Annotated in this window: 20 protein-coding genes; 7 read left to right on the top strand and 13 right to left on the bottom strand. The window is 74.4% G+C overall.

Annotated features, from left to right (window positions below; all coding sequences use genetic code 11):
- Nucleotide 1: 1 nt before the first annotated feature.
- The 9 genes from BCAV_RS03555 to BCAV_RS03515 form a co-directional block, all read right to left on the bottom strand.
- Entirely contained in the window at nt 2-505 is a 504-nt protein-coding gene (locus BCAV_RS03555) for a PH domain-containing protein (RefSeq protein ID WP_012725748.1), read from the bottom strand.
- Nucleotides 506-545: 40 nt separating this feature from the next.
- Nucleotides 546-1,043: a DUF3180 domain-containing protein gene (locus BCAV_RS03550; RefSeq protein WP_012725747.1), complete on the bottom strand. Its 498-nt coding sequence runs from the start codon at nt 1,041-1,043 to the stop codon at nt 546-548.
- Nucleotides 1,043-2,161 carry a 2-amino-4-hydroxy-6-hydroxymethyldihydropteridine diphosphokinase gene (folK, locus tag BCAV_RS03545; RefSeq protein ID WP_012725746.1) on the bottom strand — a complete coding sequence of 373 codons (1,119 nt, stop codon included), beginning with the start codon at nt 2,159-2,161 and terminating at the stop codon, nt 1,043-1,045. Before folK ends, BCAV_RS03550 begins: the two co-directional genes overlap by 1 nt.
- Nucleotides 2,154-3,083, bottom strand: coding sequence for a dihydropteroate synthase (folP, locus tag BCAV_RS03540; protein ID WP_012725745.1), 930 nt, complete (start codon nt 3,081-3,083; stop codon nt 2,154-2,156). The genes folK and folP overlap by 8 nt, the downstream gene beginning before the upstream one ends.
- A 10-nt stretch (nt 3,084-3,093) precedes the next feature.
- The gene (gene folE, locus BCAV_RS03535; RefSeq protein ID WP_012725744.1) at nt 3,094-3,696 is read right to left on the bottom strand and encodes a GTP cyclohydrolase I FolE; all 603 of its coding nucleotides are present in this window, start codon (nt 3,694-3,696) and stop codon (nt 3,094-3,096) included.
- A 9-nt stretch (nt 3,697-3,705) separates the two neighbouring features.
- Nucleotides 3,706-5,760: an ATP-dependent zinc metalloprotease FtsH gene (gene ftsH / locus BCAV_RS03530; RefSeq protein WP_012725743.1), complete on the bottom strand. Its 2,055-nt coding sequence runs from the start codon at nt 5,758-5,760 to the stop codon at nt 3,706-3,708.
- A gap of 135 nt (nt 5,761-5,895) precedes the next feature.
- Complete coding sequence (hpt, locus tag BCAV_RS03525) at nt 5,896-6,435, bottom strand: hypoxanthine phosphoribosyltransferase (protein ID WP_012725742.1); 540 nt, start codon at nt 6,433-6,435, stop codon at nt 5,896-5,898.
- Between the two features lie 11 nt (nt 6,436-6,446).
- On the bottom strand, nt 6,447-7,439 hold the full coding sequence (gene tilS, locus BCAV_RS03520; protein ID WP_012725741.1) for a tRNA lysidine(34) synthetase TilS: 993 nt from the start codon (nt 7,437-7,439) through the stop codon (nt 6,447-6,449).
- A gap of 72 nt (nt 7,440-7,511) precedes the next feature.
- Nucleotides 7,512-8,609: a zinc-dependent metalloprotease gene (locus tag BCAV_RS03515; RefSeq protein WP_012725740.1), complete on the bottom strand. Its 1,098-nt coding sequence runs from the start codon at nt 8,607-8,609 to the stop codon at nt 7,512-7,514.
- Between the two features lie 119 nt (nt 8,610-8,728).
- On the opposite strand from BCAV_RS03515, the gene BCAV_RS03510 reads away from it, so the two are divergent.
- Nucleotides 8,729-9,292: a hypothetical protein gene (locus BCAV_RS03510; RefSeq protein ID WP_012725739.1), complete on the top strand. Its 564-nt coding sequence runs from the start codon at nt 8,729-8,731 to the stop codon at nt 9,290-9,292.
- Between the two features lie 12 nt (nt 9,293-9,304).
- Here BCAV_RS03510 and dacB read toward each other — a convergent pair whose 3' ends face one another.
- Nucleotides 9,305-10,699: a D-alanyl-D-alanine carboxypeptidase/D-alanyl-D-alanine endopeptidase gene (gene dacB, locus BCAV_RS03505; RefSeq protein WP_012725738.1), complete on the bottom strand. Its 1,395-nt coding sequence runs from the start codon at nt 10,697-10,699 to the stop codon at nt 9,305-9,307.
- A gap of 191 nt (nt 10,700-10,890) precedes the next feature.
- On the opposite strand from dacB, the gene BCAV_RS03500 reads away from it, so the two are divergent.
- Nucleotides 10,891-11,397 carry an inorganic diphosphatase gene (locus BCAV_RS03500; protein ID WP_012725737.1) on the top strand — a complete coding sequence of 169 codons (507 nt, stop codon included), beginning with the start codon at nt 10,891-10,893 and terminating at the stop codon, nt 11,395-11,397.
- A 16-nt stretch (nt 11,398-11,413) separates the two neighbouring features.
- Here the strand turns inward: BCAV_RS03500 and BCAV_RS03495 are convergent, their stop codons facing one another.
- Together BCAV_RS03495 and BCAV_RS21370 are read right to left on the bottom strand one after the other, a co-directional pair.
- Complete coding sequence (locus tag BCAV_RS03495) at nt 11,414-11,848, bottom strand: DUF6918 family protein (protein WP_012725736.1); 435 nt, start codon at nt 11,846-11,848, stop codon at nt 11,414-11,416.
- 138 nt (nt 11,849-11,986) lie between these two features.
- Complete coding sequence (locus tag BCAV_RS21370; protein ID WP_144016700.1) at nt 11,987-13,318, bottom strand: C40 family peptidase; 1,332 nt, start codon at nt 13,316-13,318, stop codon at nt 11,987-11,989.
- Nucleotides 13,319-13,881: 563 nt separating this feature from the next.
- On the opposite strand from BCAV_RS21370, the gene BCAV_RS03485 reads away from it, so the two are divergent.
- Genes BCAV_RS03485 through BCAV_RS03465 form a run of 5 tightly spaced genes read left to right on the top strand, consistent with a single transcriptional unit; the run spans nt 13,882 to nt 18,994 of the window.
- A complete protein-coding gene (locus BCAV_RS03485; protein ID WP_012725733.1) occupies nt 13,882-15,237 on the top strand; it encodes a bifunctional o-acetylhomoserine/o-acetylserine sulfhydrylase in 1,356 nt (451 codons plus the stop codon).
- A 7-nt stretch (nt 15,238-15,244) separates the two neighbouring features.
- On the top strand, nt 15,245-16,516 hold the full coding sequence (gene metX / locus BCAV_RS03480; protein ID WP_012725732.1) for a homoserine O-acetyltransferase MetX: 1,272 nt from the start codon (nt 15,245-15,247) through the stop codon (nt 16,514-16,516).
- Nucleotides 16,517-16,556: 40 nt separating this feature from the next.
- The gene (locus tag BCAV_RS03475) at nt 16,557-17,270 is read left to right on the top strand and encodes a maleylpyruvate isomerase family mycothiol-dependent enzyme (RefSeq protein WP_012725731.1); all 714 of its coding nucleotides are present in this window, start codon (nt 16,557-16,559) and stop codon (nt 17,268-17,270) included.
- Between the two features lie 12 nt (nt 17,271-17,282).
- Complete coding sequence (locus tag BCAV_RS03470) at nt 17,283-18,368, top strand: alpha/beta hydrolase (protein WP_012725730.1); 1,086 nt, start codon at nt 17,283-17,285, stop codon at nt 18,366-18,368.
- A gap of 32 nt (nt 18,369-18,400) precedes the next feature.
- Complete coding sequence (locus BCAV_RS03465) at nt 18,401-18,994, top strand: DUF4282 domain-containing protein (RefSeq protein WP_012725729.1); 594 nt, start codon at nt 18,401-18,403, stop codon at nt 18,992-18,994.
- Nucleotides 18,995-19,000: 6 nt separating this feature from the next.
- Here the strand turns inward: BCAV_RS03465 and BCAV_RS03460 are convergent, their stop codons facing one another.
- On the bottom strand, nt 19,001-20,074 hold the full coding sequence (locus tag BCAV_RS03460) for a hypothetical protein (RefSeq protein ID WP_012725728.1): 1,074 nt from the start codon (nt 20,072-20,074) through the stop codon (nt 19,001-19,003).
- Nucleotides 20,075-20,205 lie beyond the last annotated feature (131 nt).

Below are 20,205 nucleotides of genomic sequence, written 5' to 3'. Positions count from 1 at the left end.
CTCACAGGCCCGCCAGCCGCGCCTCGCCCCGGGCGGTGAGGCGGTCACGCAGGCGCGCGGCCTCCTCCGGCGCGAGCCCGGGCACCGAGGCGTCGGTGCTCGCCGACGCCGTGTGCAGCTGCAGGGTCGCGATCCGGAACCGCTGCGCGAGCGGACCCTTGGACACGTCGACGTATTGCATGCGTCCGTACGGGACGACGACGAGCGACCGGAACATCACGCCCTTGCGGAACAGGAAGTCGTCCTCCCGCTCGGCGTAGGACATGGCACGGACCTGCCGCGGGACGAGCCACAACGCCCAGATCAGGACGAGCGCGAGTGCGGCGGGCAGGATCCAGGTCCACCCACCGACGGCGATGGCCAGCACCAGGACGCCGACGAGCGGGATCCCGAGCCAGATCGCGCAGAGCAGCGTCCGCACCGTGCCGAGCCTCGGTGAGACCGAGTGCCAGGTGACGCCGGGCGGCGCGAAGGCGATGTCGTCGCGCTGGTCCGTGGAAGTCATCCGGCCATTCTCCCCCGCGACTCGTCCGGTGGTGAACTCCTCACCAGGGATGCACGCCGATGTCGTCCTCGGGGCCCGAGTCGTCAGGGTCGTCGTCCCGGTCGTCGTCCTTCGGCACGCGGCACCACCACTCGGCGATCAGGGACGCCGCCACGAGCGTGCCCGCCCCGAGCAGCCCCAGCCCGCACGCCCACGCCTGCGCGCGGGGCTCGGGTGCCTCGACGTGCCCGACGACGAGCAGCAGCTGGGCCAGCAGGTAGCCGACCTGGAGGGCGCCGACGACGGCGCACGCCTTGGCGAGAGCGAGGATGCGGGCCGCAACGATGGGCTCGAGATCGGCCCGGCCGAGCGTGAAGCGGCGCACGCGCCACCCGAGCGCGAGCACGACACCGGCCACGAGCACGAGCACGACGGCGAGCAGCAGCGGCACGCGTACCGGGGCGCCGCCGCGCATCTCCCACAGCCGGAGCGCGATGAGGCACACGGCGGTCGACACCGAGGCGACGGCGACGAGCGTCGTCGCGCGCGTGCGCTCCATCACTCCTCGCCGCCGGACCTCTCCGCGTCGCCCGGGGCCAGCCAGTCGAGCGCGAGCCAGCGGACGCCGTCGCGGTCCGGCGCGGTCTGTGCGAGCACGTCGACCGGCCCGCCGCCGAGGCCGGGGAGGAACGCCGCCGCGTCCAGCTGCGCCCAGGGCACGAGCACGAACGCGCGCTGGTGGGCGCGCGGGTGCGGCAGGTCGAGCGCCGCGTCGCTCGCGACGACCCCCTCGACGTCGATGATGTCGATGTCCAGCGTGCGCGGCGGCCACGGGGCCTCGCCGGACCGCTCCCGGCCGTAGGTGCGCTCGACCTCGTGGGCCACGTCGAGGAGCTCGTGCGGGCTCAGCACGGTGGTGGCGCGCACGACGGCGTTGAGGTAGTCGGGCTGAGGTTCGGCACCGTCGACGACGACGGCGGCGGTGCGGGCGAGCGGGGAGACCGCCTCGATGTCGAGCCCGTCCACGGCGGAGAGCTCGGCGATGGCCGACCGCAGCGTGGCGCGGACGTCGCCGAGGTTCCCGCCGAGCGCGAGGACCACGCCGACGGGCTCGTCGGGCCGGGCGTGCAGCACGCCCGGCGGTGCCGCGGGCGCCGGCTGCTCGGCGGGCTCCGGGGCGTCGGGGATCGGTGCGCCCGGTGGCGCGACCGGGACGGCGGCCGCGGCCGCCGGTTCCGCCACCACGGGCGGGGCCGCGGGCTCCGGCGCCGGGGAGGGTGCCGCGACCGGGCCGGCGTTCGGGTAGCCCGAGACACCCTGCCGGGACCGCACGACCGTCAGCTCGACGTCGTCCACCGGCACGGGCATCGGCGCCTGGGGCTTGTGCAGGGTCACCTCGACGGACGTGATCAGCGGGTACGCGAGCACGGCGTCGGCCACGCGCTGAGCGAGCGTCTCGAGCAGCGCGACCGGCGGCCCGGTGAGGACGCCGACGACGGCCTGGGCGACGTCCGCGTAGCTCACCGTGTCGGCGAGGTCGTCGCTGGCGGCGGCGGCCGTCGTGTCGAGCCAGAGGGTCACGTCCGCGAGGAACGCCTGCCCCTCGGTGCGCTCGTTCTCCAGCACGCCGTGGAACCCGCGCGCGGCGATCCCCGCGAGCCGGATGCGGTCAACCATCCCGTGTCTCCTTCCCCGTTCGGCCCACGATCCCGGCGGCGCCGGCAGTCCCGGCGGCGCCGGCGGTCCCGGCCGTGCCGCCCGCCCGGATCCACGCCTGCGCGACGCGTGCGGCGTCGACGGACGGGCCGACGTCGTGCACCCGCACCGCCCACACCCCGGCCGCGGCGGCCAGGGCGGTCAGGGCCGCCGTGGCGTGGTCACGGTCCCGCGGCGCGCGGTCCGCACCCACGATCTCGCCCAGGAAGCGCTTGCGCGAGCCGCCGACCAGCACCCGGTGCCCGAGCTCGCGCAGCCGGGCCAGGTGGACGAGCAGGTCCCAGTTCGCCGACGCGTCCTTGCCGAACCCCAGGCACGGGTCGACGACGAGCCGCTCCTGCGCGATCCCTGCGGCGCGTGCGTCGGCGAGGCGTGCGGCCAGGTCGTCGACGACGACGTCGGTCACGTCCCCGGGCGTGCGGGACGTGAGCGTGCGGGACGGGTCCCAGTGCCCGACGACGTAGTCCACGCCCAGCGCGGCGACCGCGTCGAGCATCCCGACGTCCGCCTGCCCGCCGGACACGTCGTTGACCACGGCCGCACCCGCCGCCACGCAGGCCTGAGCGACGTCAGCGCGCATCGTGTCGATGCTGACGACGGCGCCCGCCGCGGCCAGGCGCTCGACGACGCCGCGCACCCGGCGCAGCTCCTCGGCGGCGGGCGTGCGCTCGGCACCGGGACGGGTCGACTCGCCGCCGACGTCGAGCAGGTCGGCGCCCTCGTCCACCAGGCGGCCCCCGTGCGCGACGGCCACGTCCTCGGCGAGCCACTGGCCGCCGTCGCTGAACGAGTCCGGCGTGACGTTGACGACGCCCATGACGAGCGTGCGCCGCGCGTCGCCCGGCACGCCCAGCCCCGTCGGCACGCTCGTCGCTGTCGGCACGGGCGTCACCCTAGCGGGCACCCCGGATCAGGCTCATGGCCTCGGCGCGCGTCGCCGGCTCGCGCAGGGCGCCGCGCACGGCCGAGGTCACGGTCCTCGCGCCCGGCTTGCGGACGCCGCGCATCGACATGCACATGTGCTCGCACTCGAGCACGACGACGACGCCGCGCGGCTCCAGCGCGTGGACCAGCGCGTCGGCGATCTGCGTGGTCAGCCGCTCCTGCACCTGCGGACGGCGGGCGTACGCCTCGACGAGCCTGGCCAGCTTGCTCAGTCCGGTCACGTGGCCCGAGGGGGCCGGGATGTACCCGACGTGTGCGACGCCGTGGAACGGCAGGAGGTGGTGCTCGCACACGGAGTACACGGCGATGTCGCTGACGATCACGAGCTCGTTGTGCTCGAGGTCGAAGAACGTCTGAACCGCCTCACGGGGATCCGTGTGCAGCCCGGCGAACATCTCCTCGTAGGAGCGGGCGAGGCGCTCGGGGGTCTCGCGGAGCCCGTCGCGGTCCGGGTCCTCCCCGATGGCGATCAGCAGGTCGCGTACCGCCCGCTCGACACCTGCGGCGTCGTACGGGCGGACGGCGCGACCGTCACCGGCCGGGGAGGCCATCGCGGAACCTCAGGCCAGCGGCTCGCCGTCGCGGTCGGCCCGCACCGGCTCCTCCGGCGGGACCTCGTGGACCTCGGTCGCCGGGTGGTCGTCGTTCGCGGCGGCCGCCTGGTCCTGCGGCAGCATGTCGCCCTCGCCCGCGGCGATCTCCGCCGGCGTGCTCACGGGCGGGCGGTCGCTCACGCCGCGGCGGTTGCTCGACAGCCACACGGGACGCGGGTCGCGCTTCGTGATCGCCGTGAAGACCTCGGCCAGCTCGTCGTGGTTGAGCGTCTCCCGCTCCAGGAGCTCGAGCACGAGCTGGTCGAGCACGTCGCGGTACGTGGTGAGGATCTCCCACGCCTCGTCGTGCGCGGCCTCGATGAGACGGCGGACCTCCTCGTCGACGACGCCGGCGATCTCCTCGGAGTACTCCCGCTGGTGGCCGTAGTCGCGGCCGAGGAACACCTCGCCGTCGGCCTGGCCGAGGCGCAGGGCGCCCACGCGCTCGCTCATGCCGAACTGCGTGACCATCTTGCGGGCGGTCGCCGTGGCCTTCTCGATGTCGTTGGACGCGCCGGTGGTCGGGTCGTGGAACACGAGCTCCTCGGCCACCCGGCCGCCCATGGCGTACGCGAGCTGGTCGAGCAGCTCGTTGCGCGTGGTCGAGTACTTGTCCTCGATCGGCATCACCATCGTGTACCCGAGGGCACGGCCGCGCGGCAGGATCGTCACCTTCGTGACGGGGTCGGTGTACCGCAGCGCCGCCGCGACGAGCGCGTGCCCGCCCTCGTGGTACGCGGTGAGCTTGCGCTCCTTGACGTTCATCACGCGCGTGCGCTTCTGCGGGCCGGCGATCACGCGGTCGATCGCCTCGTCGAGCGCGCGGTTGTCGACGAGCTGCGCGTTCGAGCGGGCGGTGAGCAGCGCCGCCTCGTTGAGGACGTTCGCCAGGTCGGCACCGGAGAAGCCCGGCGTGCGGCGGGCGACGACCTCGAGGTCGACGTCGCCGGTCATCGGCTTGCCCTTGGCGTGCACCCGCAGGATCGCGAGCCGGCCCTGCAGGTCGGGCGCCTCGACGGCGATCTGCCGGTCGAACCGGCCGGGGCGCAGCAGCGCCGGGTCGAGGATGTCGGGCCGGTTCGTGGCGGCGATGAGGATGACGTTCGTGTGCGCCTCGAAGCCGTCCATCTCGACGAGGAGCTGGTTGAGCGTCTGCTCGCGCTCGTCGTGCCCACCGCCGAGGCCCGCGCCGCGGTGCCGGCCGACGGCGTCGATCTCGTCGACGAAGATGATGGCCGGCGAGTTCGTCTTCGCCTGCTCGAACAGGTCGCGCACCCGGGAGGCGCCGACGCCGACGAACATCTCGACGAAGTCCGAGCCGGAGATCGAGTAGAAGGGGACGCCGGCCTCACCCGCGACGGCGCGGGCGATGAGCGTCTTGCCGGTGCCGGGCGGGCCGTACAGCAGGACGCCCTTCGGGATCTTCGCGCCCACCGCCTGGAACTTCGCCGGCTCCGAGAGGAACTCCTTGATCTCGACGAGCTCCTCGACCGCCTCGTCGACGCCCGCGACGTCGGCGAACGTCACCTCGGGGTTCTCGACGTTCACCTGCCGCGCCTTGGACTTCCCGAAGTTCATCATCCGGGAGTTCCCGCCCTGCATCCGGGACAGGAAGAACCAGAAGACGGCGACGATCAGGACGAGCGTGAGCATCGTCATGAGGAGCGTCGACCACCACGGGGTCGACGGCACGACGGAGTTGTACCCGCCCTCGGGGTCGGCGTCGCGGATGAGCTCGGCGACCTCGTCGGCCTGCGGCGTGGCGTAGTAGAACTGGACGGAGGTGCCCTTGTCCTCGCCCTCCGCCGGCACGAAGTTCTCGGTCAGGGTCAGGTTGACGCGCTGGTAGCCGTCGGTGATCTGGGCCTGCTCGACGGTGTCGCCGCGCAGGAGCTCGAGGCCCTGCGACGTGTCGATCGTCTGGACTCCGGACCCCCGGAGCAGGTTCAGCGCGAACAGCAGCACGAGGATGGGCAGGACGATCCACAGCAGAGGACCGCGCGTCAGCTTCTTGGCGTTCATACCGTGGCGGCCGTACGGCCAGTCCCTCCCGCTCGGAACATCACGCAGTGACGGTATACGACCAACGCACGAGAACCGTCATCTGTTCGCGCAGGGCAGTACGCAGGAGGGCGACGACGACCCGCTCGCCCGCCGTCAGGACGTGTAGACGTGCTTCGCGAGCGTTCCGACGAACGGCAGCGTCCGGTAGCGCTCCGCGTAGTCGAGGCCGTACCCGACCACGAACTCCGACGGGATGTCGAACCCGACGTACGCCAGGTCGACGTCGACCTTCGCGGACTCCGGCTTGCGCAGCAGGGCGGCGACCTCGACGGACGCCGGCTTGCGGCTGCGCAGGTTCGCCACGAGCCAGGACAGCGTCAGCCCCGAGTCCACGATGTCCTCGACCACGAGCACGTCACGGCCGAGCAGGTCCGTGTCGAGGTCCTTGAGGATGCGCACGACGCCGGACGACTTCGTGCCCGACCCGTACGACGAGACGGCCATCCAGTCCATCGTCACCGGGGTGTGGAGCCGCCGCGACAGGTCGGCCATGACCATGACGGCGCCCTTGAGGACCCCGACGAGCAGCAGCTCCCGGCCGGCGTAGTCCTCGTCGATCTGCGCGGCCATGGCGTCGAGCCGCTCCGCGATCTGGTCAGGGGTGAGCAGGACGTGCTCGAGGTCGGCGCCCATGTCGTCGGCGTTCACAGCGTCAGCCTGCCACAGGCCCGCACGGCCCGCCGACCGCCCGGCAGGTCTACGCCGGCCTGGCCGTGGTAACCGGTCACGAGCGCGTCGAGCGCCTCGACGTGGACGTGCGCGAGGTCGCCGGCCGGGCTCCCGGCGTCGAGGGCGGCGCGGCGGAGCGCACGGCGCCGGACGGCGGGCGGCGCCGCGGCGAGGATCTCGACGTCGAGCGACCCGTCCTCGCCGCGCGCGGTGGACAGGAGGTCGGCGGCGAACGCGTCGAGCGCGTCGGCGTCCTCGCGGAGCAGGTCGGCCGAACGCGCGAGGGAGGCCGGCACGCCCGGCCCGAGCGCCTCGGTCAGGGCGGGGAGCACCCGGCCGCGGATCGCGGACCGGGGCAGCGGGCCGCCGTCGGCCCGTCGTGCCGGCCCGTCGACGGCGTTCGTCGGGTCCTCCCACGGGGTGAGGCCGACGGCGTCGACCACCTCGCGGAGCCGGGCACGCTCGAGGTGGAGGAAGGGCCGGGCGAACACCCCGCGGCGGCGCGGCATGCCGGCGAGAGACCGTGCGCCGGACCCGCGCGCGAGCCGCAGCAGGACGGTCTCGGCCTGGTCGTCGAGGGTGTGGCCGAGGAGGACGACGGCGTCGCCCGCCTCGCGGGAGGCCGCCTCCAGCGCCGCGTACCGGGCGGCGCGGGCCGCACCCTCGGGGCCGCCCAGCGCGATGTCGACGTCCACCCGGACCACGCGGGCCTCGAGCCCCAGCCCGCGGCACTGGTCGGCGGCGCGCGCCGCGACCTCGGCGCTGCCGGCCTGGAGCGCGTGGTCGACGACGACGGCACCGGCGGCGCGGCCGGCGCGCGGCGCGACGAACGCCGTCGCCGCCGCCAGGGCCAGCGAGTCCGCGCCGCCGGAGCACGCGACGAGCACGCCCCTGGCCGGCTCGAGCTCCGCGAGCAGCGCCCGGACGGCGTTCCGCGCCGCCGCCACCGACGGGTGCGGACCGCTCACGCCGCCCTCGCGGCGCGGTCCGCGCGGCGCCCGGCGAGGCGGTGCTGGCTCGTCATCTGGCGACCGCGGCCGTCAGCCGTGCACGCGCGCGACCCACGCCTCGGGGGCGAGGATCTCCGCGGGAGTCGGCAGGTGGTCGGGCGTGGCCCAGACGGCGGCGAGCCCGTCGTGGCCGACCCGGTCCAGCACGCCGCGCACGAACGCCGCCCCCTGCCGGTACTGCAGGAGCTTCGCGTCCATGCCGAGCAGACGCCGGATCAGCAGGTCGGTGCCGCGTGTGTCGCGCCGCTTCTCGAACGACGCCCGGATCGTCGCCACGCTCGGGATCACGCGCGGCCCCACGGCGTCCATGACGACGTCCGCGTGCCCCTCGAGCAGCGACATCGTGGCCAGCACGTGGTCCATCCGCTCCTGCTCCGGCTGCTCGAGCACCGCCTCGAGGAGCGACGGCGTCGCTGACGACGGGGCGTCGTCGTCGTCGGACTCACCGGGACCTTCGAGCACGCGCCGCACGCCGCGCAGGAGGTCGCCAAGGCGGCGGCCCTGGGCCGGCACGTCCGCGAGCGCGCCCACGATCTCGCGGATCTGCTCGGCGAGATGGTCGGCCAGCCACGGCGCCGCCGCGAACTGGACCGCGTGCGTCTGTTCGTGCAGGCACACCCAGAGGTGGAAGTCCTGCGGGTCGGCGCCGAGCTGGCGCTGGACGTGCAGCACGTTCGGGGCGACGAGCACGAGGCGGCCGGGGCGCTCCGCCGACGCCGGCCGTGCGTACGGGTCGTACTGGCCGAGCACGCGCGTGGCGAGCAGGGCGAGCAGCAGGCCGACCTGCTCCCCCGCGAGCGTCGCGCCACCGGGCATCTTCGTCGCCGGGAGGAGCCCGTCGGTGAGCGTGCGGAACGTGTCGACGGCGGAGGCCGCCCAGCGCGGGCGGTCCAGGACGAGCACGGTGCCGGACTCGACGGCGCGCGCCGCGTCCGGGAGGCGGGTCACCTCGGCGACGTACGCGGGCGCGTCGGCTGCGGCCTCCCGCAGCGAGCTGACCAGCGCGTCGAGGCCGGGCCGGTCGATCGGGGGTCCGGCGCGGACGACGCGTGCCGCGCGACGCGCCGCGGCGTCCCAGTCGATCGCGGCTCGGCCAGCGTCCCCGTCGATCGCGTCCTCGGGCTGCATCGACCCAGCCTAGGTCTGATCCCCCGCGGCGACGCGCGGACGGGTCCGCCGGAGGATGTAGGCGCGAGACCCGTCGAAGTGCCGACGACGCCGCCGTCAGCGCCTGGTGTCGTGGAGCCGTGTCCACCGACGAGGAGTCCTACCGGCCCGTGCAGGGCTGGCAGTTCGTCAACCGCAGCGCGTTCACGGTCCGGCACGGCGGGCACACGTGGGTCGTGGACGTCGACTTCTTCGACTGGGACGAGCGGATCCGCCTGTACCGCGACGGCGCCCTCGTGGACGAGCAGCGCGGGCGGGTCCGCTTCGACCTCGACGACGGGTCCGCGATCACCGCCCGGACGGCGACGTACGGCATGCGGTACGTCCGCCTGATCACGCCCGACGGCGTCACGCACGACGTGCCGCCCGCCGACGGCACCGCCGAGGCCTGGCGCGCACGCGTGCACGCCGAGCACCCCACGGCGAGCCGCGCCGTCGCCGCCGCCTCGTGGACGGTGCTCGTCGCCGCCATCGTCACGCAGGTCCCTCGGCTGCTCGACGTCCTCGGGGTGTGGATCGACGGCGTGCCGTCGTTCGCGCTCGACCTGCCGGGACCGCTCAACACCGCCCTGCAGGTGGGCGGCGTCCTCGCCGCGATCGACCGCGGGTTGCGGCTGCGCCACAACCGGTGGATCGACGACTGAGGGCGCCCGCCGCTACGTGCAGCCGCACGCCGCGAGCGACGACACCCACTCGTCGATCGCCACCCGCGCCGCGAACGTGCCGGCGCGCGGGACGCCGTCGGCCATCACCACGAACGCGAGCTGGCGGCCGTCCGCCGTCACGACGTTCCCCGCGAGGGAGACGACGACGGCGAGCGTGCCGGTCTTGGCCCGCACCAGGCCCGCCGCCTCGCTGGAGTACCGGTCCGCGAGCGTGCCCTCGAGCCCGGCGATGGGCATCGCCGACGCCGCCGCGAGCAGCCCCGGGGTGTCCGGGCGCGTGATCGCCAGCACCAGGTCCGAGAGCAGCCGTGGGGCGACGCGGCTCCGGGACGACAGCCCGGAGCAGTCCACGAGCACCGTGCCGCCGGTGTCGAGGCCGGTGGCCGCGAGCTCGGCGATGATGGCGCGGGTCGCACCCTCGAAGCTCGCCTCCTGGCCGTGCTCCAGCGCCACGAGACGTCCGAGCACCTCGCTGAGCGTGTTGTCCGAGAGCTGCAGGGTGTGCTCCACGAGCTCGCGGATCGTCGCCGACTCCACGCGGGCGACCTCCTGGACCCCGTCGCCGGCGCGGCCCCGCACCGGCGCGCCACGGACCTCGACGCCGGCGTCCTCGAGCGCGGCGGCGAACGCGTTCGCCGCACCCATCGCCGGGTCCGTGTCCCGCTGCAGGCGCCCGTCGATGTGCCCGACCTCGACGGCGAGGGCCGAGACGGGCGCCACCCACCCCTGCGTGAAGTCCACGGGCTCCCAGCCCGGCGCGTACTCCGGTCCGGTGAACAGGGAGTCGTCGACCGCCAGCGACACGGACGTCGTGCCCGCTGCCTGCAGCACGCTCGCCGCCTCCGCGGCGAGGTCCGCGAGGCCGGCCCGGCCGATCGTGGCGTCCGGGTCGCCGGCGCCGGCGGCGAGCGCCATGTCGCCGTGCCCCACGAGCACCAGGTGGTCAGCGCCGTCCTGCACGAGCGTCGTCGGGATGCGCGAGGACAGGTCGAGCGCGCTCACGGCCGCCGTCGCCGTCAGCAGCTTGAGGGTCGACGCCGGGGCGCGGCCCGTCTCCGCGTCGGCGCTCACCAGCACCTCACCCGTGGCGACGTCGGCCACGACGACTCCCGGAGGTGACCCGACGGCGTCGTCGCCGCGGAGCGCCGCGACGCCCGGCTCGAGCGCTGCCGGGTCCGGTATCGGCGCGTCGGGGTCCAGGTCCGGCAGCACGAGCGGGCGCACCGGCTCCGCCGGGAGCGTCACCGTGGGGAACGGTTCGGCCTCCGGCCACGGCGGGACGGTGGTCAGCACGCCCGGGACGACGTCGGCCGCGTCAGCGACGGCGTAGCCGCCCACGACGACGACGGCGAGACCCGCCACGACGAGCCGGGTCCGGGTGCGCATGCCGCAAGGGTAGGTCGAGCGAGGGCTCCGGAGCGAGGAACGAGCGCAGGAGGACAGCGACAGAGACGACAAGGGCAGGAGGATCGCGACCGACCGGCGTCGTGGCGTGCCCGCCCGGTGCGTCACACTAGGGGCCGGCACTTCCCGCGCCCGCCGTCTCGGGACGCGGGGTACATCGAGAGAGGGCAGCAGTGGACTTCGACGTCACGATCGAGATCCCCAAGGGGCAGCGCAACAAGTACGAGGTGGACCACGAGACCGGCCGGATCCGCCTCGACCGCATGCTCTTCACCTCGACGCGCTACCCCGACGACTACGGGTTCATCGAAGGGACGCTCGGCGAGGACGGCGACCCGCTCGACGCGCTCGTGCTCCTCGAGGAGCCCACGTTCCCCGGCTGCCTCATCCAGTGCCGCGCGCTCGGCATGTTCCGGATGCGCGACGAGGCCGGGGGCGACGACAAGGTGCTCTGCGTGCCGACCGGCGACCAGCGCGCCTCGTGGCGGACCGACATCGACGACGTGTCGGAGTTCCACCGGCTCGAGATCCAGCACTTCTTCGAGGTCTACAAGGACCTCGAGCCCGGCAAGTCCGTGGAGGGCGCGCACTGGGTCGGCCGCGAGGAGGCCGAGGCCGAGATCGTCCGCTCGTTCGAGCGCGCGAAGGGCACCGAGTTCGAGCTCGGCCACGGCCACTGACCCTCCCCGAAGGGGGTCAGGCGGCGTGCTTCTCCACGATATCGCCCAGCCCGGGCAGGGCGCCGACGAGGATCTTGCGCGCCTGGCCGGCGAACGGGCCGTACATCTTCTCCGCACCGCGAGCCTTCGCCTGCGCCTCGGCCACGGACAGGATCTCGTCAGCGACGCCGTCGTGCGCCTGCAGATACGCCCCGAAGCTCGCCCCACCGTTCGCGCGGTAGGCGTCCCAGTGCGGCTGCAGCACGCCGAGGATCGTGTCGAGCTCGGAGTCGATGCCGCGCGACACGGCGGTGGAGCTGCGCTTCTTCGCAGCGGCGTACGCGCCCTTGATCGCGATCCCGGAGATGCCTCCGAGGCCCGAGACCTCGGAGTCCACCAGGGCGGCGATGTCGGCGACGACGGCGGGTCGCACCTCAGGTGCGGTCAGGGCAGTGGTGAGGGTGTCGGTCACCCGGGCATCGTACGTGGGCGTCGGCCCGCGGCGGTCCGGTTCCGTGGCGCACGTTGAGCGGCCGACCTCTGGCTGGGTACATCTGACGGCGCGTGGCGCCACCTGGTGCACCGGGCTCCACGGTGCGGTGGCGTCGGGTCAGCCCGGCCGGCCGAAGCCGATGACGTTCGTCCACCAGATCGGCACGAGCTCGACGGTCTTCCCGGGAGCCGGGGCGTGCAGGCGCATCCCGTCGCCCGCGAAGATCGCCACGTGGTAGATCCCGCTGGCCGCGCCGTTGTTCGAGTAGAAGATGAGGTCGCCCGGCTGGAGCTGGCCCGAGGAGACGCGCGCCGTCTGCGCCCACTGCTGCCTCGTGGTGCGCCCCAGGTTCACGCCGGCCTGCTGCCACGCGCGCATCGTGAGCCCGGAGCAGTCGTACGTGCCAGGACCCTCGGCACCCCACTCGTAGGGCTTGCCGAGCTGCGTCATCGCCCAGCTGAGCGCGACCTGGCCGGCGCCGGTGGCCGGCGGCGGGTTCGGCGCGGGCGGCGGCTCGGGGGCCGGCGGCGGGTTCGGCGCCGGGGGCGGGTTCGGTGCGGGGGGCGGCTGGGCGGACCCACCACCACCGCCGCCACCGCCGGCGGGCGGCTCCTGTGCGGGCGGCTGCGCCGGAGGAGGGTTGGTCTCCTCCGCGACCCGATCCCGCTCGGCACGGTTCTCGCGCTCGCGCTGGGCGGCCTCGAGCCCCTCCTGCCGCTGCCGCTCGACCTCGACGCTCGTCTGCCGCAGAGCGGCGAGCTCCGCCGTCGCCGACTCCACCGTCGCCGCCGTCGCCGCCTGCTGGGCGAGGGCCGCGTCCGCGGCGTCCTGCGCCTCGGTCGCGGCGGCCTCGAGCGCTGCTGCGGCCGACTCGGCGTCGTCCCGCGCCTGCGCCGCGCGCTCAGCGAGCGTGTCCGCGACGAGCTGCGCGGCTGACATCCGCTGCAGCGCCTCGTCCGCAGCGCTCCCGGCGCGGTCGTAGGCGGAGCTGCGGCGAAGCACGTCCTCGAGGCCGTTCGCCCCGAGGAAGACCTCCACGCTGCTGACGGCGCCGCCCCCGTCGCGGTAGGCGGTCATGGCGATCGCCGCGAGGTCCGCGCGCGCCACCTCGGCCTCGTCGGCGGCGACGGCGGCCCTGGCGTCGGCATCGACGACCTCGGCCTCGGCGGCATCGAGCGCGACCTGGGCCTCGTTGTAGTCCTCGGCCGCCACCGCCGCGGCGATCTCCGCCGCCTCGAGGTCCGCGCTCGCCTGGGCGAGCTGCGCCTCGAGGGCGGCCACCCGCCCGGCGGCGTCGTCGACGTCCTGCTGCGCCGACTCGACGTCGTCCTCGCTCGGGATCGTCGGCTCCGCCGCGGCTGCGGTCGCGAGCAGGCCGGCACCGAGGGACGCCGCACCGAGCGCGGCGACGAGCCGGGCCAGACGTCGTGCGGGGAGCGCTCGCGCCACGCCGGTCACCTCCGTCGAAGGCGGGTCCACACCCGCTCGTCCTGGCAGTCTGCCGCCGACATCCCGGCGTGTCGCGTTGACAACCGGAACCCTGGCGCCCGATCGACCCTAGCGAGACTTCCCGCAAATGGAAACACGAGCCTCACAATTCACACACGTCACACTGTGCACATCCGTCACTTTACAAGCGCGGAGAGGCCTTCGACTGGTGTGGAGGCGCGAGGTTCTCGTCGACGCGCGAGGCCCGAGATCGCGCGTCGACGAGGACCTCGCACCTGGCGGACCCGAGCGTGGCTGGTGCGGCCGACAAGCCTGGTGCCGCCACATCTCACGATGCGAGACGTCATCCCACGAATTGGTCGGCGTCCGCGTCACGGCCGTATTCTGCGAGCCATGTTCTGCCGAATGTGTCGCTGACGCGCACGTTCGGCGCGCTCGCGCACAGCCCTCGCGGCAGCCCCATGGACGGGGCGGCGCTCCCGACGTGCACACGCCCACCGCCCTGCCGGGGGACGCGCCACGTGCTCCCGCCAGGCATCCACCCACCTGAGCAGGAGAACACCATGAGCACTCAGAACGGCTGGTCGTTCGAGACCCGTCAGATTCACGCCGGCCAGAGCCCCGACCCGACGACCGGCGCCCGCGCCCTCCCGATCTACCAGACGACGTCGTTCGTCTTCCCGGATGCGGACACGGCAGCGAACCGTTTCGCACTGCAGGACCTTGGCCCGATCTACACGCGCATCGGGAACCCGACGCAGCAGGTGGTCGAGGAGCGCCTCGCGAGCCTCGAGGGCGGCGTCGGCGCGCTGCTCGTCGCGAGCGGCCAGGCGGCCGAGAGCCTCGCGATCCTCAACATCGCAGAGGCCGGCGACCACGTCGTCGCGAGCGCCAGCCTGTACGGCGGCACCTACAACCTCCTCCACTACACGCTGCCCAAGTTCGGCGTCACGACGACGTTCGTCGAGGACGCCGCGAACGCCGACGAGTGGCGGGCGGCGATCCAGCCCAACACCAAGCTGTTCTTCGCGGAGACGATCCCGAACCCGCGCTCCGACGTGCTCGACATCGAGCTCGTCGCGGGCCTCGCGCACGACGCCGGGGTCCCCCTGATCGTGGACAACACCGTCGCGACGCCGTACCTCGTGCGCCCGTTCGAGCACGGCGCCGACATCGTGGTCCACTCCACCACCAAGTACCTCGGCGGGCACGGGGCAGCGATCGGCGGCGTCATCATCGACGGCGGCTCGTTCGACTTCGCCGCCCACCCGGACCGCTTCCCGAACTACAACACCCCCGACCCCAGCTACCACGGCCTGGTGTTCGCCCGGGACCTCGGCGTGAACGGCGCCCTGGGCGCGAACCTCGCGTTCGTGCTCAAGGCACGGGTCCAGCTGCTGCGCGACCTCGGCCCCGCGATCTCACCGTTCAACGCGTTCCTCCTGGCGCAGGGCATCGAGACGCTGTCGCTCCGCATCGAGCGGCACGTCGCGAACGCCCAGCGCGTGGCCGAGTGGCTGGACGCACGCGACGACGTCCGCGCCGTCCACTACGCCGGCCTGCCGTCCAGCCCCTGGCACGCCACGGCGCAGAAGTACCTGCCGAAGGGTGCGGGTGCCGTGCTCGCGTTCGAGCTCGACGGCGGGGCGGACGCCGGCCGCGCGTTCGTCGACGCGCTGGAGCTGCACTCCAACGTGGCGAACATCGGCGACGTCCGCTCGCTCGTCATCCACCCGGCGTCGACGACGCACAGCCAGCTCACGCCGCAGGAGCAGGCACTCTCCGGCGTCACGCCCGGGCTCGTGCGGCTCTCCGTCGGCCTGGAGCACGTCGACGACATCCTCGCGGACCTCGAGGCCGGCTTCCGGGCCGCCAAGGGCGCGCTCGAGGGCGCCTCCACGCCGTCCGGCGCCGCGTGAACCCACGATGAGCGAGACCGCCGGTCCCCAGGCCGGGCCGTACCATCGGACGGTGCTCCCGCCGTCCGGCGTCCCGTCCGCCCTGCAGCCGAACAGCCTCGTGCCCGCGTCACGTGGCCGGTCGGCGACGTCCGGGGGCGCCGTCGCCGCGAGCGCGGCATGGCGGGACGGCGACCCGGTCGGGGACCGGCGGTTCGCGGACCTCGGCCCCCTCACCCTCGAGGCCGGCGGCCGGCTGCCGCGCGTCCGACTCGCGTACGAGACGTGGGGCACGCTGAACGCCGCCGGCGACAACGCCGTCCTCGTCCTGCACGCGCTCACCGGCGACTCGCACGTGACCGGAACGGCGGGTCCCGGCCACCCCACGGCCGGGTGGTGGTCCGAGATGGTCGGCCCCGGCCGGCCGATCGACACGAACCGGTACTACGTGGTCGCCCCGAACGTGCTCGGCGGGTGCCAGGGCAGCACCGGGCCGTCGTCGGCCGCGCCGGACGGGACACCGTGGGGCAGCCGGTTCCCGTACGTCACGGTGCGGGACCAGGTCGCGGCCGAGATCGAGCTCGCCGACCACCTCGGCATCGGCACGTGGGCACTCGTCGTGGGCGCGTCGATGGGCGGGCACCGGGTGCTCGAGTGGGCGGCGAGCGCCCCCGACCGCGTGCGAGCGATCGCCGCGATCGCCACGGCGGCGCAGACCAGCGGCGACCAGATCGCGTGGGCGCACGCGCAGCTCGGCGCCATCCGGTCCGACCCGCGGTTCCGTGGCGGCGACTACTACGCGGCGGCCGACGACGACGGCCCGCACCTCGGGCTCGCAGTCGCGCGGCAGATCGCGCACACGACGTACCGCAGCGCGGCCGAGCTCGACACGCGGTTCGGGCGGATCCCGCAGGGCGGCGAGGACCCGATGGACGGCGACGGCCGCTTCGCCGTGCAGTCCTACCTCGACCACCACGGGGCCAAGCTGGTGCGCCGGTTCGACGCCAACAGCTACGTCGTCCTCACCCAGTCGATGCTGACGCACGACCTGGGCCGCGACCGGGGCGGCGTCGAGTCGGCGCTGGCCGGCATCACGTCGCGCGCACTCGTCGTCGCCGTCGACTCCGATCGCCTGTTCCTGCCCGCCCAGTCCGCGCGGATCGCCCGCGGGATCGGCCATGCCGACCTGCACGTCGTGCGCTCCGACCACGGCCACGACGGGTTCCTCGTCGAGTTCGACACGCTCGGGCCGATCGTCGCTGCGTTCCTCCACGAGGTCGCGCCCGTCACGCGGGCCTGAGCCCGAGCGGCCCGCGCGCGCTCCGCGCTAGGGTCGCGACGTGACCGACACCCCCACCCGACACGCCGTCGTCGAAGCCGATCTCCGCGAGCAGTGGGACGCGCTCCTCGCCTGGGTCGAGCAGCTCGACGACACGGCGTTCGACGAGCCGAGCGTGCTGCCCGGGTGGAGCGTCGGGGACCTGGTCGCGCACCTCGGCATCGCGATGAACGGCTTGACGGTCTGCGAGCCCATCGACGGCCCCACCGATGAGCGCCGCCTCGAGATCGGCGACTACATCGGCCAGTACGGCGACTCGGCGTCGTCGACCAGCGCCCGCACCGTCGCCGAGTCGCAGCGCATCGCGTCCGACCGGGTCGCCGGGATCGAGGCCGAGGGCACGCGCGCGTTCACGCACCTCGACCAGCTGCACCGAGGAGGGCCCGACCCTCTCGTTCGCTCCCGACGCGGGCCGATGCGGCTGTCCGACGTCGTCATGACCCGCCTCATCGAGCTCGTCGTGCACGCGGACGACCTCGCGCGGTCCGTGCCCGTCACGTCACCCGTCGACCCGACGGCCCGCACCCTCGTCGCCGAGGAGTTCCTCCGGCTGCTCAACTCACGGGCCGGCACCCAGGTCGTCGTCGGGGACGAGCGCACCTGGGTCCGCCTCGCCTCGGGACGGCTCGCCTGGCGCGAGCGCGGCGACGCCCTGCGGCCCGGAGCGCTGAGCGACGGGCTCCCCGACCTGTCGGCGCACCTCCCGCTCCTGTGACCTGACGGCGCCATGACCCGGCCGCGCGCGATCCGCCCAGCACCGCTGAACCGGCTCGGGGACGCCGTGGCCACGATCCGCGACGCGCAGCACCTCGCCCGGTTCAGTGCCGACTCGCTCCCTGACCCACCTCCTGAGGGGCGGTGGGGTTCGGACGTGCTCGGGCCGGACTACGAGGCCCGCACGCTCCCGCTCGGCGAGGACGCGGAGGGCGACGTCGTCACGACGCTCGTGCGGTACCGACCCGAGGGGCGCCGGCCGGTCCGGCGGCCCGCGTTCGCCGTCCTGTACGTGCACGGCTGGACCGACTACTTCCTGCACACCGAGCTGGGCCCGATGTGGGCCGGGCTCGGCGGCGCGCTCTACGCCGTCGACCTGCGCAAGTACGGGCGCAGCCTGCGCGTCCACCAGACGCCGGGCTACACCGCCGACCTCGCGACCTACGACGACGACCTCGCTGCCGCGATCGACGCCGTGGCCGACGACGTCGGAGCGCTCCCGCTGGTGATCATGGCGCACTCCACCGGCGGGCTCACGGTCCCGCTGTGGGCGCACCGCCACCCGGGGCGTCTCGCGGCCCTGGTCCTGGTGTCGCCGTGGCTCGAGCTGCAGGGCTCGCAGCTGATGCGCACGCTCTCGGGGCCGGTGATCCGCGAGATCGCGCGCGCTCAGCCGCTCCGGCCGCTGCCCACCGTGGACCCGGGGTTCTACCACCGGACGATCTCCGCCGACCAGGACGGCGAGTGGCCGCTCGTCGAGGCGTGGCGGCCCGAGCACGGGTTCCCGGTGCGGTACGGCTGGCTGTCCGCGATCCTCGCCGGGCACGCCCAGGTCGCCGCCGGGCTCCGGATCGACGCCCCGATCCTCCTGCTTCGGTCCGCCCGTTCGTTCATCGCCCCGGTGTGGGACGAGGAGATGCGCCGGAGCGACGTCGTGCTCGAGGTCGACGTCATCGCCGAACGCGCGCTGCGGCTCGGCCCGCTCGTCACGGTGGCGACGATCGAGGACGCGCTGCACGACGTCGTCCTGTCGCCGCGGCCGGTGCGCGACGCCGCGTACGCGGTCGTCGGGCGGTGGGCCACGGCGTACATCCGCTGACGTCGGGGGCGGTGCGGGGCAGGATGGGAAGCATGAGCACACCACAAGGTCCGTTCGGTCCCCCACCCGACGAGGGTCAGCACCCAGGATCCGTGCCGCAGGGCCAGCACCCCGGGCAGCAACCGCCCCCTGGCCCGCAGCCCGGCCCGCCGCCCGGGCAGCCGTGGCAGCCGCAGGCGCACCCCGCGCAGCAGGGCGGGGTGCCACCCACCGGACCCACGGGCTACGGCCCCGGCGGCGCCTTCCCTCCACCGCCCCCGGGCCAGTACCCGGCGGCGCCGCCACGGGACGCGATCCCGATCCGCGCGGCGTTCGACTTCTCGTTCCAGTCGTACGCGACGCCCGGCCTCGTGAAGATCGTCTACATCCTCGGCATCGTCATCGGGGCGCTCGTCTGGGTGTTCTGGGTGATCGTCGGGTTCGCCGCCGGCCAGCCCTCCTACATCGCCGGTAGCGGGATGCGCGGCTCGTCGCCCGCGTTCGGCATCGTCGCGCTCCTGTTCGGCTGGATCCCTGTCGTGTTCTGGATCCTCTGGGCGCGCATCCTGCTCGAGTTCGTGCTGTCGAGCGTGCGGACGGCGATGGACGTGCGCGAGATCCGGTCGCGCCTGGACGCGCGCGGCTGACCCGACTCAGGACGCCGCGCGCCGGCCCCCCCGCCGTACCGGTGCGGCGTCGGTCCGGAAGGAACCCGCGCGTCCGGTGGCCGAGCGGAAGCGCGCCTCGAGCAGCGCCTCGCCGAGGAACGGCCCGCCGCGCCCGAACCGCCAGGCCAGCCACCCGTCGTCGACTGTGCGGCCCAACGCCTCGGCCGCCGCCTCGTCGACCGAGGAGAACACGCGCCCGTCGGCGAGCACGAGCAGCCCCTCGGCGGTGAGGACGGCGGCGTCGCTCACGTCGCCGTTGGTCGCTGCGACCAGCTCGGTGCCCGCCCCCACCAGGGCGGCCACCGCGGCGAGGTCGGCGTTCGGGGCCGGGCGCGCGATGCCGAGCGGCGGCGTCCGCACCGGGGAGGTGACGACCGGCGCGGCCGGGCTCTCGCCCTCGGTCTCGCGCCGCCGTCGCTCACGCCGCGTGACCGGCGAGGCCGGTTCGCCCGTCCCCAGTGCGCGCACCGCAGCCGCCGGCCCCAGCTCGAGGCGGACCTCCCGGGGGGCGACCGGCACCGGCTCCACGGCCGTCAGCTCGAGGGCCACGCGGCCGGGCACCAGCTCGCGGGCCGTCAGCTCGTGGACGACGACGCCCGCGTCCCCGAGGAGCGTGACGGCGTCACGCGCGGGGCCGACGGCGTCGCCGGTGACGACGACGAGGCGTGGCACCGCCGCTGGGCTGGGCGGCAGGGTCTCGCGGAAGACGTTCCAGTCCCGCCGCAGGCTCGGCACCCCCGGGGGGTAGGCCTCGGCCACGTCGCGCCAGCCACGCCGACCGGACCGGGACGCCTGGGCGAGCGCGGCCACGAGCCTGGTCTCGTCGAGCTGTGGGACCACCGCCACGACCACCACGCTGCCGCCGCCGTCGAGCGTGAGCAGGTAGGGCCCGAGGTCGGGATCGTCGTCGCACCAGGCGACCGGGAAGACCGGGAGGAGGAGCATCTCGAGGACCGACTCCCGCACCAGCGCGAGCGCCTGCTCGTCGAGCGGGGCCCGGGTCGATCGACCGAGACGCACCTGGACGGGTCGACCGTGCTCGAACTCGAAGAGAGGCATGACGACCGCGGCACCATCCGACCTGGCTCACGATGTGGGGAACTGACCCCCATTGTGTCATGCACCAACCCGCTCCGGGTGCGTACCGGCGCAGGTTCTGGTAAAGCGCACGTCTCGATTCGGTGACGGCC

It is taken from the genome of Beutenbergia cavernae DSM 12333 (assembly GCF_000023105.1).
GTDB lineage: Bacteria > Actinomycetota > Actinomycetes > Actinomycetales > Beutenbergiaceae > Beutenbergia > Beutenbergia cavernae.
The sequence above is the reverse complement of the archived record's forward strand: the minus strand, read 5'-3'. Positions and strand labels throughout refer to the sequence as shown.